12 protein-coding genes are annotated in these 14,903 nt (G+C 44.4%); 6 read left to right on the top strand and 6 right to left on the bottom strand.

Annotated features, from left to right (window positions below; all coding sequences use genetic code 11):
* The 3 genes from CA600_RS01035 to CA600_RS01025 form a co-directional block, all read left to right on the top strand.
* Positions 1-658: dihydrofolate reductase family protein (locus CA600_RS01035; protein ID WP_094868487.1), on the top strand; the 658-nt coding region annotated here is incomplete at its 5' end.
* A gap of 74 nt (positions 659-732) precedes the next feature.
* Entirely contained in the window at positions 733-2,097 is a 1,365-nt protein-coding gene (locus tag CA600_RS01030) for an MATE family efflux transporter (protein WP_094868486.1), read from the top strand.
* Between the two features lie 178 nt (positions 2,098-2,275).
* Entirely contained in the window at positions 2,276-2,860 is a 585-nt protein-coding gene (locus CA600_RS01025; protein WP_094868485.1) for a hypothetical protein, read from the top strand.
* Between the two features lie 12 nt (positions 2,861-2,872).
* Here CA600_RS01025 and CA600_RS01020 read toward each other — a convergent pair whose 3' ends face one another.
* Together CA600_RS01020 and CA600_RS01015 are read right to left on the bottom strand one after the other, a co-directional pair.
* Complete coding sequence (locus CA600_RS01020) at positions 2,873-4,297, bottom strand: HAMP domain-containing sensor histidine kinase (protein WP_094868484.1); 1,425 nt, start codon at positions 4,295-4,297, stop codon at positions 2,873-2,875.
* Positions 4,294-4,983, bottom strand: a complete 690-nt coding sequence (locus tag CA600_RS01015) for a response regulator transcription factor (RefSeq protein WP_179281477.1) — start codon at positions 4,981-4,983, stop codon at positions 4,294-4,296. The genes CA600_RS01020 and CA600_RS01015 overlap by 4 nt, the downstream gene beginning before the upstream one ends.
* Positions 4,984-5,183: 200 nt before the next feature.
* On the opposite strand from CA600_RS01015, the gene CA600_RS01010 reads away from it, so the two are divergent.
* A complete protein-coding gene (locus CA600_RS01010; RefSeq protein WP_094868482.1) occupies positions 5,184-6,386 on the top strand; it encodes a macrolide family glycosyltransferase in 1,203 nt (400 codons plus the stop codon).
* A gap of 37 nt (positions 6,387-6,423) precedes the next feature.
* On the opposite strand, the gene CA600_RS01005 is transcribed toward CA600_RS01010, so the two are convergent.
* The gene (locus CA600_RS01005; protein WP_094868481.1) at positions 6,424-7,182 is read right to left on the bottom strand and encodes an SDR family NAD(P)-dependent oxidoreductase; all 759 of its coding nucleotides are present in this window, start codon (positions 7,180-7,182) and stop codon (positions 6,424-6,426) included.
* A gap of 138 nt (positions 7,183-7,320) precedes the next feature.
* Between CA600_RS01005 and CA600_RS01000 the strand changes: the two genes are divergently transcribed.
* Entirely contained in the window at positions 7,321-7,707 is a 387-nt protein-coding gene (locus CA600_RS01000; RefSeq protein WP_094868480.1) for a MerR family transcriptional regulator, read from the top strand.
* A gap of 109 nt (positions 7,708-7,816) precedes the next feature.
* On the opposite strand, the gene CA600_RS00995 is transcribed toward CA600_RS01000, so the two are convergent.
* From CA600_RS00995 to CA600_RS00985, 3 genes are read right to left on the bottom strand one after another with little or no spacing between them, the layout of a single operon-like run.
* Positions 7,817-8,722: a DUF5643 domain-containing protein gene (locus CA600_RS00995; protein ID WP_094868479.1), complete on the bottom strand. Its 906-nt coding sequence runs from the start codon at positions 8,720-8,722 to the stop codon at positions 7,817-7,819.
* A 20-nt stretch (positions 8,723-8,742) separates the two neighbouring features.
* Positions 8,743-9,900 (bottom strand): DUF4179 domain-containing protein, encoded by a 1,158-nt coding sequence (locus CA600_RS00990; RefSeq protein WP_179281476.1) that lies wholly within the window; start codon positions 9,898-9,900, stop codon positions 8,743-8,745.
* Positions 9,893-10,435 (bottom strand): sigma-70 family RNA polymerase sigma factor, encoded by a 543-nt coding sequence (locus CA600_RS00985; RefSeq protein WP_256989671.1) that lies wholly within the window; start codon positions 10,433-10,435, stop codon positions 9,893-9,895. The genes CA600_RS00990 and CA600_RS00985 overlap by 8 nt, the downstream gene beginning before the upstream one ends.
* 352 nt (positions 10,436-10,787) lie before the next feature.
* On the opposite strand from CA600_RS00985, the gene CA600_RS00980 reads away from it, so the two are divergent.
* Positions 10,788-14,846, top strand: a complete 4,059-nt coding sequence (locus CA600_RS00980; protein WP_256989675.1) for a glycosyl hydrolase 53 family protein — start codon at positions 10,788-10,790, stop codon at positions 14,844-14,846.
* The last annotated feature ends 57 nt before the right edge of the window (positions 14,847-14,903 follow it).

Raw genomic sequence — 14,903 nt, 5'->3', positions numbered from 1 at the left:
GAAAACAACGATATTCAGCCAAATTTCGATTGATGGTAAGCTCACTATGGGAGCTGGTAATTCGAGTAAGGAGCTTTTTTCTTTGTTTTCCAGTAAGGATATGGAATTCATTCATCTATTCCGGGGGAATGTGCAGGGCATTATGGTCGGCAAAAATACTATTCTGACGGACAATCCCTTTCTTACTAATCGGTATGAGGAGAACAAAAATCCAATCCGGATCATTCCGACGACCACCTTGGATATTCCGCTGGATAGCAATGTGCTCTCGGATGAGGGGAGGACGATTATTGTCACAACCGAGAAAGGGCGGGATGAATATAAAATCAAGCAAATCCGGGAAAGAGGGAAGGAGTGCCTCATCTGCGGTGAGGATAAAGTCGATTTCGTGGAGCTTGAACGTCAGTTGGAAGACAACTTTGGCATTACCAGCTTGATGGTCGAGGGCGGCGGCTTTTTGAACTGGCATATCTTCAATCAAGACATCGTCGATGAAATTATTCTGATGCAGCTCCCGATCATCATAGGCGGTTCCACGAACATTACTTTAGTGGATGGAGACGGGTATCAGCAATTATGCTTCGCGAAAAAGTTCAAGGTTGTAGAAATTCAGCCAAAAGATAATTATACGCTCATGCGCTACAAAAAAGTGATATAACCTCACACAAAGTCATAGACTGCGAATGGCTATGGACGCTGTAAAATCGAGAATATGGGGGTTGTGAACGATTCATGTCAGAGAAAGAGAACTTCTACAAAAGTGTGTATAAAATCGCTGTGCCCGTTACGCTTCAAAGCTTACTGATGGCATTGCTCAATTTGACGGATCAATTGATGGTCGGGCAGCTTGGAGATGTGGCGATTGCCTCGGTGGGGATGTCCACCAAAATATATGGGATCATCGCGGTTGTCTTGGCTGGTTTATCGACGGGTGTATCCATTTATGCAGCCCAGTTTTGGGGGAACAAAGATTCCAAAAGTGTCTCCCAGGTGCTTGGCCTTGGACTGATCGTCGGCTTCGCGTTCTCGTTCTTATTCTCTGCAGCCGTCTTCATCGATTCGCCGCTTTTTCTGAGCATGTTCACGACAGATGCGAATGTAATAGATAATGGGTATATTTTCCTTCAGATCATGTCGATCGGCTTTGTACCTGTCATGCTCACGATGATGTATTCCGCGATTTTGCGTAGTACGGGGCATGCCAAATGGCCGATGTATGTAAGCTTAATTGCTGTTGTTTTGAATATTATACTGAATTACGTACTTATTTTCGGGAACTTCGGTGCTCCAGCGCTTGGTCTGAAGGGCGCGGCTATTGCTACCCTTATTTCCAGGGTGGTAGAATGTTTGTTGATTATTGGTGCCGTGTACCAATATCGTTTACCGGGCGCTGTTGGGCTAAAGAACTTGTTCATCATTCCTAAACCGCTCATCCGCAAGTTTTTTGGAACGACGTATCCGCTGCTGCTGACTGAATTGATCTGGGTATTGGGTGAAACGGCATATGCGATTATCTATAGCCGCATGGGGACGATGGAGATGACGGCGATGACCATTACCTTCCCATTGCAAGGGCTTTGCATCGGCTTATTGTCCGGTCTGGCTAGTGCGGCTGGGGTATTGGTTGGCAACCGTTTGGGTGCGAACGAAACGGACATCGCACTCGATCATGCGAAAAAATTTATTCGTCTTGGCATTATCATCTCTCTAATTGTCGGGGTTATCATTGCGGCAGGCTCGAAGCTGTATGTCTCCGCATTCAATATCTCCGAGGATGCTAAACAGATGAGCGTATATATCGTTATCGTATTCGCTGGATTTCTTTGGGCCAAAGTTTCCAATATGATCATAGCAGGCGGTATTCTAAACAGTGGGGGAGACAGCAAGTTCGTGTTTAGCATGGAATCGACCGCGACATGGCTGATAGGTGTCCCCTCCGGGTTGTTGCTATCATACGTCTGGAAGCAGCCTGTCTACCTTGTATATCTCGTCATATCACTTGAGGAGGTTGTCCGTTTTGGGTTCGGTTACGCCCGGATTTACTCCCGGAAGTGGATGAGGAATTTAGTTAACGATTTGGCTGAAAAAGCGATGTAAGGTCAAAGCACATAAAAGTAAGCACACATCCGGGCTGTGGATCGCTCAAGGCTTCCGTGTATTCCCGCCTAAGGGAAAGTCACGGGAGTCTTTTTGTAACTAATGATATGATTGTCGTATGGGGTGGCTTTGAACGGGCGATAATTAATTAAACGAGTCTAGTCAGAAAGGAACTGCTATGCAAGAGACTTCTAGAAACCATAGATTTAATTATTTTTTTGAAATGATTCTCTACCTCATTTGCGGAGTATCAATTGTTTATTTTGGCCTGAATGGAAATTATGATAAAACATTTCAAGCGGCCCTTATCATTCTGGTCCTGTTACTCTTTAAGGGCTTAATCACAAGGACCAACAGCGAACTGCCTCCCGTACTTCAATTTTCGGTGCTGGTCTTTATCACAATCACGATGATGCTCGCCAATTTATTCAATTTGTATGGTGTCATCCCTTACTTAGATAAGATTGAACATCTGCTGTCTGGAATTATTTTATTCTTCGTAGGACGATTCATCTTGTTCAAGTTGGCTAAGCGTAAAGAGCTGGGCGGTCTGCCTTCTAACATCATCACTTGGTTCGCGTTCCTGTTTGCTGTTGCAATGGCTGGAATGTGGGAGATTTATGAGTTTACGGTGGATCATCTCTTTGAGCTTCATTCGCAAAATGGTAGTTTGACCGATACGATGATGGATATGATTTGCGGAACATTGGGCGCTCTCGTCGCTTCCTTCTATTTATTCGTAAAAGCACGCAGAAAAACGTAGCTTTGATCAACGTTAATTTTCACGTTCACTAGGAGACTTCTTAGGAATTCTAATCTGAAAAATGGTTTCCGTCACGGCTTCGTCCAGCAATTGCACGCTGCCATGGTGCAATTCCGCGATTTCCTTGACGATCGAGAGCCCGAGGCCGAGCCCTTCGCCTTTTCTTCCACCGTCGGCGCGGTAGAAACGCTCGAAGATATGCTCGCGATCCTTCAGGGCGATACCTTTACCCCGGTTTTTGACCGTGAGAGCCACTTCCTCTTGTTCCTCCGTTAGTCCAATTCCCAGATAATGTCCCTCTTCACCGTAACGAACGGCATTGTCCAGCAAGTTGCGCAAAGCACGTTCGATTAGCGGTGCGTCGATCATGACCTCGACATCTGTATCTTGGATGTCTGCCTCCACCACGATGTTCTTATCGTCCAGGAATAAGAGGTACTCGGCTGCGATCCTTCGCATTAATTCCGACAGATTATGCGGAGCGAGTTGAAGCCGAAGTAGATGCTCTTCTTGACGGGTAATGTCAAGTAATTGATCAAGCAGCTTATCCATGTAGCGAGAGCGCTGCAGGATGATTTTGGCCCCGGACTGAAGCTCGTTCTCATTCTTGTACGCACCGGTTCGGATCATCTCGGCATAACCCAAAATCATAGTTAATGGCGTTCGCAAATCGTGAGACAGGTCCGATAAGAGCAGTCTTCGCCGATGTTCTAACTGTTCGATGTGGGCAGACTGGCTCTGGATACGCTTTGCCATTGAATTGTAGTGCTGAGTCAGCTGAGCAATCTCGTCCCTCGACTTATCCTCCAGCACGATGATATCGCGTCGGATTCCAACTTGGTTCAGCGCGTTGTTCAGTTTTGTAATGCGACGATCGGTGGAAGAGAAAAACCATAAGGAAAGGAGATAGGGTAGCAACAACGCCAGTAACAGAGGTAAAATAAATGTTAATAAAGCCTTATACGTTCGGAGAAAAAAATATATTTGTCCAGATGTCATGTCTTCGCTGGATAAACTCAATAACATGTAATAGGATCGATGATCATGGGCAACGGAATAAGTGAGAGTGATCGGAGTATTTTCACCCCAAAGATTATTTGGCATATGGTCAACACGGTCGGCTAATTTGCGGAAGTCGTAGGAATTATTCTCGCCGGCGGAATCATACAGCGTCGACCCGTCCTCAGCCAGCCACTCTAGGCGGATCTTGGAATGCGGGCGTAGTACTTCTTCCAGAAGAGGTTGAACCTCTGGTCCCGAGTAGGCGTCTTGCCGTTCTATAGCCGCAAGTGCTTCATGTGAGATGGCGTTTAACGTCTTCAGATCATATCCTGGGGTCCAAGTCTTCCCGGTCATTAGGGTAATCGTAATAAACAAGACGATACTTCCTGCGGCACTGGATAGCATCATCAGCCATAGCTTAGTTCGTCTCTTCATCGTCCGTCACCTGAGAGGCGGTAGCCGATGCCGCGAATGGTATGAAGATTAGATTGGGACCCGGGTGCGCTTTCAAGTATTTTTCGGATGCGGCTGATGAAGACGCTGAGGTTGTTGGCGTCATAGTTTTCATGCTGCCAAACTTGCTTGTATATTTCTCCTTTTGTTAGTACGCGGTCAGGATTGAGCATGAACACTTGCAGTAGATGGCATTCGACTGGAGTCAGTCCATGTTGTTGCCCATCATTATGTAGTACATAATTGTCGATATCCAGAATAAGCTTATTCAATTGAATCACATGGGGCCGGCTAAATGTCTCGGGATGGCGCCTGCGGAAATGGGCCTGTATCCGCGCCAGCAGTTCCATTGGACTGAAAGGCTTGGTCATATAATCGTCGGCTCCCAGTCCAAGCGCATCAATTCTGTCCTCCACTTCTCTTCTCGCACTAAGCGCAATAACCAGCGTTTCCGGGCGATGTTCCCGCAAGTAGCGTAGAACTTCGAAACCGTTACCGTCGTCCATCATGATGTCCAGAACGATCAGTGAGAAAGGCTGCGTTTGTAGCTGTAGGATCGCCTGCCGCCCAGACTCCGCTTCGGAGATGTCCCATCCCGCACGTTCCAGATGTAAGCGAATAAGCTCACGAATGTCGGGTTCATCATCGACGATCAGAATCCGGTCCATGTTTTCATCACTCTCCATTCTTCGCTAAATATGTTTTCATTATTATAGCAAGATTAGATAAAATTAGGATTAGAATATCATTTGGAGATTTTGATAAGTAGAAGTCGGTTCTTAGTTAAACATATAATGGGTACATTGAAAAGGACAAAAGAGGGAGCTACATACATCGTAACTAAGGTCATAACTGAGGAGTGGTAGGCATGGCACGTGTCTTATTTATTAATGCTGGATCAGAGGGACATATCAATCCAACGATTGGTGTTGTACAGGAGCTTATTTCTCGTGGAGAAGAGGTAATGTACTTCACTATAGAAGCTTTTCGGGAGCGTATGGAGGAGACAGGTGCTATAGTACGGACATTGGACGCTCAACAATTTGTAAAGGCCTTTATTTCAGGTGGAAGGGATTATCTGCTTGAAAGAGTCAATGGGCTTTTACTTACGGCGGATATCGTTATACCAAGCGTTCTTGAACAGATCAAAGGGGAGCATTTCGAATACATCATCCATGATTCGATGTTTGGTTGTGGACGTTTACTGGCTCAAATTCTTAATCTTCCTGCAATCAACTCTTGTACTTCTTTTGCACAGACTAAGGAATCATTTGATCAAATCATGGAACGATTCTACACAGAAGCCCCTGCAGAAATAGTAAAAGCTGTAGACGATAGATTTCAAATTCTGACCTTAAAAATAAAGGAACAATACGGTGTACAGATTCACTCTCCTTATGAAGTGTTCTGTAATCCTGCACCACTTACCATCGTGTATACGACAAGGGAGTTTCAACCTTATGGAGAAGCCTTCGACCCATCATATAAATTCGTTGGTCCTTCCATCTCTTCACGATTAACGTCAGATCATTTTGAATTTTCTGCAATCAAGGGGAAGGACCTAATTTACATTTCAATGGGTACGGTCTTCAACCAAGCAAGTGATTTCTATAAGCTTTGTTTTGAGGCATTCGGGAATACGGATCATACGATTGTTATGTCCATTGGGAACAAAGTGCAAATCTATGATTTGGGAGAAATTCCTCACAACTTCATAGTTAAAAACTATGTTCCACAGACGGATATATTACAGTACACAAAAATATTCATTACGCATGGTGGAATGAATAGTGCGCATGAAGGTCTCTACTATGGGGTTCCGCTAATTGTAATCCCACAAAGTGCGGATCAGCCGATCATTGCGGAGCAAGTCGTCAATCTTGGAGCGGGCATTAAATTACAAATGCAAGGATTAACTGCAACTGAACTGCGTGAAGCTGTAGAGCGTGTGCTCACCCTTCCGTCATTCCCAAAAGCTGTTGCAACGACTAAAGATTCTTTTCGAACATCCGGTGGAGCTCATCAAGCTGTTGATGAGATTTTCGAATGGAAGTGTCAATATCTTGGTTAGTGTGCATGGCCATATTTGTTTAACTTTCGAGACAAGCCTATCGCGTACTCTCCACATAATTTAAAATAGCGTCTCTCAACTCAAACTCATACGTCAAACCATTCACAAGTCCTACCACATGATTGCTGTCATACAGATCAAGCATGAAGCCAGCCATTTCCTTCGCGGTATGGAATTTCCGCACAGCGCCGTGATATTCGAAGTTCGTGACATCAAAAGCACGCTTCGCGAATTCTGTTTCTGTTGCGGCAGGTGCCAACACTTTAGCCTGCATAGGTGCACCTTGACTCTTTAATTCATGAGATAGTCCTTCGGTAAATGCACTTACATAAAACTTGGTCGCGCAGTAGGTTATAGCATTGCCCACAAGGGTGTAGCCGCCACCAGATGAAACGTTGATTAATTGCGCTCCTTCAACAGTAGAATAGTCACGAACGAAAAGAGAGGAGAGTATGGTTAACGCTTCTATGTTCAGATGTAGCATTGTAGTTATTTTATTTAAGTCTTGCTCGGCTACTGAAGCGAAGTTCCCAAATCCGGCATTGTTGATCCAGGTTTCGATGGCATATCCTTGCAGGCTCTCATACAACGTATAAGCATTCTCGATAACGGATAAGTCAGCCGTTTGAATGACGACCTCTACATTCGGTTGAATCCGGGCAATTTCAGACTGTAATTCCTCCAGCTGTTCCTTTCTGCGGGCCACAAGGATTAAGTTTTTTCCACGAGAAGCAAAAGCTAGGGCTGTTTCATAACCTATCCCTGAACTAGCGCCGGTAATTACAGTGTATTTCATGTGAATGCCTCCTATTTTTTCTACGAGAATGTAATTCGATCTTAAAGCGATTTGATTATATAGGTTAGAGTTTACTCTAAGGCAAATGTTTTTTATAATCAGGGTGACTTACAAAATAAAATAGAGTAGAGGATATGCATGTACACGATTAGCGAGGTATCCAAGTTATTGGGGATAACCACATATACACTGAGATATTATGAAAAAGAAGAGATCGTTGCTCCGATACGAAATGCCAATGGGGAAAGGGTATATGATGATACTCATCTTGCTTGGCTGCGATTTGTGCTGAGGTTAAAGCAAACCCAAATGCCCATCTCACAAATCAGGCAATATGCCCAGTTATATTTAGAAGGAGAACATACAAGCCAAGCCCGCTTGAATCTTCTGGAGGATCATAGAAGCTCAGTTCAGGATCAAATCAGACATTTAACAGAGACAGAGAAGATGCTGAACGACAAAATTGCTAATTACAAGGTCTTCATTCGAAAAGGGAATACACTGGATTTGTCTATGGATGACTAGTAGTACAATTACGTTTTATCCATGCAAAAGGGGAGTACCTCAGGCCTTACGGCCAACAGGTACTCCCCTTTTCCTCCTAAATATGGATCTGTTGCTGCGATAACGATTATTATTTCAAAGGAATTTTGATCTCCAGTTGTTTGTTGTAATTCTTAACTACATTGCCTTTGGCATCTACTTTATAAGCCCCGGCAGTGCCTTTTTCAAATACCGCTTGATAAGGTCTGATAATGAGATATTCTGCGGCCGGGCGAAGCGCCTCGAACAATAAATCTTCAGAAACAGTATTCTGGGTTGTTGCAACAGATTCCCGTGCAATATATTCTAATTCGTTTCCCAGATTATCATAAATATCATATCCTAAAGCCTGTGCTTGGGTAGCAACACCTTTCACTGCTAAAGCAATGCGCACAGAAGTCTCTCCCACAGCAACATGATTGGTTTTGATTTCAAATTGGTTGTCTTTCTTTAAAGCGGGTAGCTGAATGTTACGCGCTACTCCTGCTTGCTTGAGAGAAAACTTTAGTACATACGGATCTTCGATTCCGTTAAGCTTCACATGGATGCTCAATTCAGAGGAAGCTAGGCTTGCCTTTTGCTGTTCAGTTAGCCATCCGGTCTGCAATACAACAACCGCCTTGTTGGCGTCAGCATCACTGATCCAGCGTGGTGATTGTAAATCAATCCCTCCTGGTCCAGAGATCTTGGCGTCTATCCCCACAATGGTTCCTTCTGCCAGATAAGTTTCACCTTTCTCATTCAAGGTTACTCCTGCGAGCATTCCTGAGAACAGGGATCCCTCACGGTTCAGATCGATCTTAATATAATTACCGTCAAACTGTGCACTGCCCTTTAAAGTAAGCTGATCGTGTGAATCGGCGACTTTTGTTGTATTCAGGGAAGCTTCAGCGGCGGTTTGAACACTGGCTGCTTGGGTTAGCGCCGGCATTCCCAACGCTCCAAGGCATACAGCAGCACTTAAAATTACAGACAGTTTCGTAGTCATTTTCTTCATGAAATCCATCTCCTTAGTTTTTATTTAACTAGCACGTTTATTTCCAGACCGTCGATATAATGCTTCATAGGATTTCCAGCATGGTCTATTTTGAATGCGCCACTCTTACTTTTTGGGTCCTCGAACTCATAAAGATAGCCACGGATTGTGAGCATATTGGGATGTTTCTCGAACGGCTCTACAAGCAGATTCAGATCCCGCGATCTATTGGAAGACAGGAGTGCTTTTTGTGATATATTTTGCAGAACCATCCCCTGTTCGTCCATCACTTCAAAGCCAAATGTATTAAAATCTGCGTAATCGCCGCCAGTCTCTTGTTCAAGCTTAAGCAACAGACGTGTGGTTAATGGGCTATATTCCAGCTTTTGTAGCGTCAGACTCCATTCCTTTGCTTGTGCACGTATATCAGGTACGGCAATACTATTTTCTGTGACCTTCCGTGCAGGAATCTCTAGAATATATGGTGTATCTATACCGTTTAAGAGAAGGGTTACAGTCAGTACAAATTGATCAGGAAAAGGCTTGGTGATCCCCAAATTCGAAGCATCCACCAGTTCAAAAATAGCTGTATTCTGCTCCTTGCCTTCCATCCAGGATAGAAAAGGAACAGCTTCCCAACGACCATCTGAGAATTGCTCCATTGAAACCCCATCGATCAATACTTCTGCTGACATTATCGAACCTTTCCCTAGAAAAGGTTTTCCATCTGCTCCAATCGTCACCCCGGCAAGCTTACCGTCCAGCCCTTCTCCCTCACGTTTCACTGAGAATGCCAATCGGTTGCCATCAAATACTGCTTCTTCGGCAGACAAGGTGATTCCATCATGCGTATCACTGCTATTCGGTCGGGTGATCAGACCCAGACGCTGAGCGGCCTGCAATCCTATATCATCTGCCCTTTCAAAAATCCCACCAATCAATGGAAGCTGCTTGAGCGCATTGGCCAATGTTGGCGGATAGACGGCCGTTAGCATAACACTTAGCACTATCGCTGCAGATACAGCAGCTGCGATTTTTGGATATATCCGTTTTTTCTTTTCCTTTTTCACAGGATCCTGGACAATTGTGGCGAGCGATGCATAAATGGAATCCTGCCGCGACCGCAGTAAAGGAGGAAGCTCCTGTGTATTAGCCTTTCCTAGCTCCCTGATCTGCTTCTCTAAATGGTTATTATTCATTAGCAAGACCCTCCTCCCGCACAGGATGTATCTGTTTGGACAACAATCTCCGTGCGCGATGAAGTCGTGCTCTGACCGCTCCCTCGGAGATGTCGAGCACATCTGCAATCTGCTTAATGGATAAATCGTCATAATAAAAAAGCACGATAGCAAGCCGCAGGGATTCGTCCAACTGATTAATGAAGCTTTGCAGGTCTACGTTGCCTGAATCTTCAAAATGCACATAGGAATCGACCGGTTCTTCGGGAATCTCCGCCACAGCTATAGTTCGCTCTCGCATACGAAGTAACTGATTGCATTCATTAATCAGGATGCGTATAACCCACGTTTTAAAAAACTTAGGCTGTTTAAGGTTGGTGAGCCCTTTATACACCTTCAGTGTCGTTTCCTGAAGAGCATCCGCGCAATCTTCATCTTTTAGCAGAATGGTTTTGGCTAATCTGTACAACTGGGATTCCAGTTGCCTGAAAAGACGGGTAAACGCCTCGTGGTCGCCTTTCTGCGCTTTTTTGATATCCAGTTCGTTTTCCAGCAAATGATTGTTCCTCCTTGAGGGCCCTCTGTATGATTAGATGGAGAAGGCATACAAAAAGTTATATTTGGATAAAAAAATCTAAAATCTATTTAATATCATCTATTCCAGAATAATGGAAAATGAAGATTAAAGCCTATAAAGCTTGCTTAAGCATACAAAATGTTATCTTTTCATCCGTTACTAAATATTTTAACTATTGGTATATTGATTTGTAAGTGCTTACATAAATCAGAACGCGCACATATGCATCTAAAAATTTAGAATGGAAGGTGATCAGAACGTGAGAGTTAATCAAAAGGGTATCTCTGCATTTTTAGCAGTGTTGTTGCTGCTAAGTTCATTCTCATTCAACATGAGGAGTGCTTTGGCTGCAGATTCGAACAGTTCTTTAATAGTAAATGGCGGTTTCGAGGACAATTTCTGGGAAGATGGATCATGGAGTGTCGATGCGGCAGATTGGGATCAGGTAGAAATTAAGCATTTTGCATATGCCGATGATACTTGGCTAAATCCAGCTGAAGGTGCTCATGCTTTTAAATATTGGATTAACAAAGTTGCTACTGGAAACCAGACCATCTCGCTTAAGCAGACCATAACGAACCTGCCTGCGGGAAGTTATGAGCTCTCAGTTAAGTCAATGGGCGGTACTGACAATGAAACGGGGAATGTTGAATTGTTTGCGGGTGACGAGAAGGCATCCGCTGTGGCTACCACTGGCTATAATGCTTGGGGAACACTCAATCTGAAATTTATCCTGAAGCAGGCTATTCCGAGTCTTGAGGTCGGTGCGAATATAAGCGGCGCTCCAAGCGCATATGGATTTTTGGACAGCTTTGAGTTGAAACAAGTGAGTACGGATACGACCCTGCCGGTGCCGGCAGATATTTTTGTAAAGAAGGTGGAAGGACTTCAGCCTGATTTTATTAAGGGCGTGGACATCTCCAGTATTATTTCTTTAGAGAATAGCGGAGTCAAATTTTATAATGAAGGCGGAGCTGAGCAGGATATATTTCAAACCGTACATGAAGCCGGGGTTAATTACGTTCGGGTACGGATATGGAATAATCCTTTTGATACAGCTGGAAAAGGTTATGGTGGGGGCAATAATGATCTGGCAACCGCGATTGAAATTGGTAAAAGGGCGACCGCAAACGGCATGAAGTTGCTAGTGGACTTCCATTATTCCGACTTTTGGGCCGATCCGGCCAAGCAGCATACGCCGAAGGCATGGGCCAATTTGAGTTTTGAAGATAAGAAGACTGCACTTTACGAATATACCAAAGTAAGTCTGCAAGCCCTGCTTAATGCAGGAATTGATATTGGTATGGTTCAGGTAGGCAATGAAACGAATGGACAATTCGTTGGTGAATCTAATTGGACGAAGATGAGCCAATTGTTCAATGAGGGAAGTAAAGCCATTCGGGAGATCAATCCGAATATTCTGGTTGCTCTGCATTTTACAAATCCGGAGTCGGCAGGCAGATATGCCACTATAGCGAAGAATTTGCAAGATAACAATGTAGACTATGATGTGTTTGCAAGTTCTTATTATCCATTCTGGCACGGTACATTAAGCAATTTGACAGCTGTGTTGAAGCAAGTGGCTGATACTTATGGAAAAAAAGTAATGGTAGCAGAAACCTCTTACGCGTATACCGCTGAGGATGGGGATGGACACGGAAATACAGCACCGCAAAGCTCAGGTCAAACCTTAAACTATCCTATAAGCGTTCAAGGTCAGGCCACTTCGGTTAGAGATGTAATTGCAGCGGTTGCGAATGTGGGTAAAGCGGGAATTGGCGTGTTTTATTGGGAGCCTGCATGGCTTCCGGTAGGTTCGAAAGACAATCTGGAGCAGAATAAGTTGATTTGGGAACAGTACGGTTCCGGTTGGGCATCTAGCTACGCGAAGGAATATGACCCTGATGATGCAGGGGAATGGTATGGCGGAAGTGCCGTTGATAACCAGGCTTTGTTTGATTTTAACGGACATCCGCTTGCCTCGCTGAATGTGTTCAAATATGTGAATACAGGCGCAGTGGCCCCTATTGCTGTAGATGAAATTAAGGATGTTTCGATAACGGCGATTGCTGGGGAGCCAATTCATCTGCCAACAGAGGTAAGTGTTACTTACAATGATGGAAGTTCCGGCAAGATGTCAGTCGTTTGGGATCAAGTTGCGCTTGAGCAAGCCATTAGTAAGGGCGCGGGCAGCTATGTGATCGGTGGAACGGTGGAAGGCGGTCAGGTGGTAAAGGCTTTTCTAGTTATTAAAAAAGAGAACTTTATCGTCAACGCAGGCTTTGAAAATAGTGATAGAAGCATGTGGAAAATCACCTATGCTGACGTTAATGCTCCACATACAGACTACCAAAATAAAGTTACTGATGCCAAAACAGGCAACTATTCACTACATTTCTACTCTGCAAAAGCAGTGGATTTTAGAGTAGAGCAGACTATTTCTGGTCTGAAGCCGGGATATTATAATCTTTCGATGTTTATTCAAGGGGGAGATGCTGCCAACCCCAATATGAATCTATTTGCTGTAACGGATGGTAAGGAAGTGAAAGTAAACACCGGTGTGAAAGGATGGGCACAGTGGAATAATTCTGAGATCCAGGATATTCTCGTTACCGATGGAACCCTTACAATCGGAGCTAATATCAAAGCAGATGGCGGCGCATGGGGATCGATTGATGATTTCTATCTAAGCTTTGTCAAAGGTATTGAGGAATCTGCTATTGTTGATACGAATGCAGAAGTACAAAATATCACATCTATGACAGCTACGGTTGGAGGAAACATCACTTCGGACGGTGGTGCTACGGTTACAGAGCGCGGAATGGTATATTCTACTAGTGCCAATCCGACAATTGAGGATGGTAAGGCTATAGCTGAATCAGGTGGAACAGGAGCCTTTTTAGTAAGTCTTACAGGACTTCAGTCTGGATCTACCTATCATGTACGTGCCTATGCTGTGAATGGAGTCGGAGTAAGCTACGGACAAGAGATTACGTTTACAACATTAAGTTCCAGTGCAAGCTTGAACAGCTTGAATTTGAGTGGGATAATATTGGATCAAACAGTGAGCGGAAGTGTATACGATTATACAGCGAATGTACCGTATTCCTTATCTAATTTCACAGTAACGGCAACGGCCAGTGATGCGGTTTATGGCAGCTTGTTAGCGAATATGTACAATAGTGCCAATACGCTTGTGGCGGGTCCGATAAGTTTGGCAAGTGGGGCTACCAGCATAGAGCTTCCTCTTGAAGTCGGTAGTAATAAATTGGAGTTATTCGTAATTGCCCAAGATGGTACAGGTACGAGATATACAGCAATGATAACGAGAGCTGTGCAAGATAACGGTTCTGATGGCAATGGAAACGGTGGTAATGATGGTGGTAGTACCTCTAATCTATTACTTCCGGTTATCTCCTCCAATGGGAAACTGACGCTTCCTGCAGGTCAAGCGGGCGAAGTCAGACTGGATAATGGGCTTGTTATTTCTATTCCAGCTAATGCTTCAGGCAAGCAGTTGGTATTAAGGATTGAGAAAGTGCTCCAAACAGAGAGTCTTCTCAGCAATCATGAGATTTTCGTAAGCCCGATCTATGAAGTTCTAAAAAACTTCGCGGAGAACTTTAGTAAACCAGTCACGATAACCTTTGTGTTCGATTCAGGACAAGTGAAGAGCGGTCAAACTGTAGCGATCTTTTATTATGATGAAGTGAAGAAGAGCTGGGTGAAAGTTAATGGCGGCAAAATAGATGGAAATCGTATTGCTGCAGATGTGGAGCACTTTACGAAGTTTGCTGTACTCGTAGTGGATCAAGCGACTGGATTACCGGTAACAAATGCTTCTACTGAACCGACAACAGAGGCTCAATTTAGCGATATCTCGGGACATTGGGCACAGGCTAATATTAAGAAAGCGGTGAGCGAAGGGATCGTCAAGGGTTATACCGACGGAACGTTCAAACCGAATGATGCGGTGACACGCGCTGAATTTGCGGTGATGCTGATGAATGCGCTGAAGCCTACTGGAAACGGTGTGGAACTGGGCTTCACAGATACAATCCCTGCTTGGGCCGAGAAGTCCATTGCACAAGCCTTAGAGGCGAAGATTATACGCGGCTACGAGGATGTTACCTTCCGTCCGGCAGCGAGCATAACACGTGCAGAGCTTGCGGTAATGATCGCTAGAGCAGCAGGAGTAGATTTAACAACGGCGGCATCAACAGGTTTTGCTGATGATAGCCAAATTCCTGCATGGGCAAAGGATGCGGTTGCAGCCGTTAAGAAATCAGGCATTGTGAGCGGACGTAACGGCAATGTATTTGCACCAAATGAGACAGCAACAAGAGCAGAGGCAGTGACCATCATCATGAATTTATTGCAAACTAAATAGTAAGCTTACTTGAGTAAGAAAATAGACCGTCCGAGGGACGGTCTATTTTCTATGTAC

The organism is Paenibacillus sp. VTT E-133280, assembly GCF_002264385.1.
Lineage (GTDB): Bacteria > Bacillota > Bacilli > Paenibacillales > Paenibacillaceae > Paenibacillus_AQ > Paenibacillus_AQ nitricinens.
This window is presented reverse-complemented; position numbering and strand designations above follow the sequence as displayed.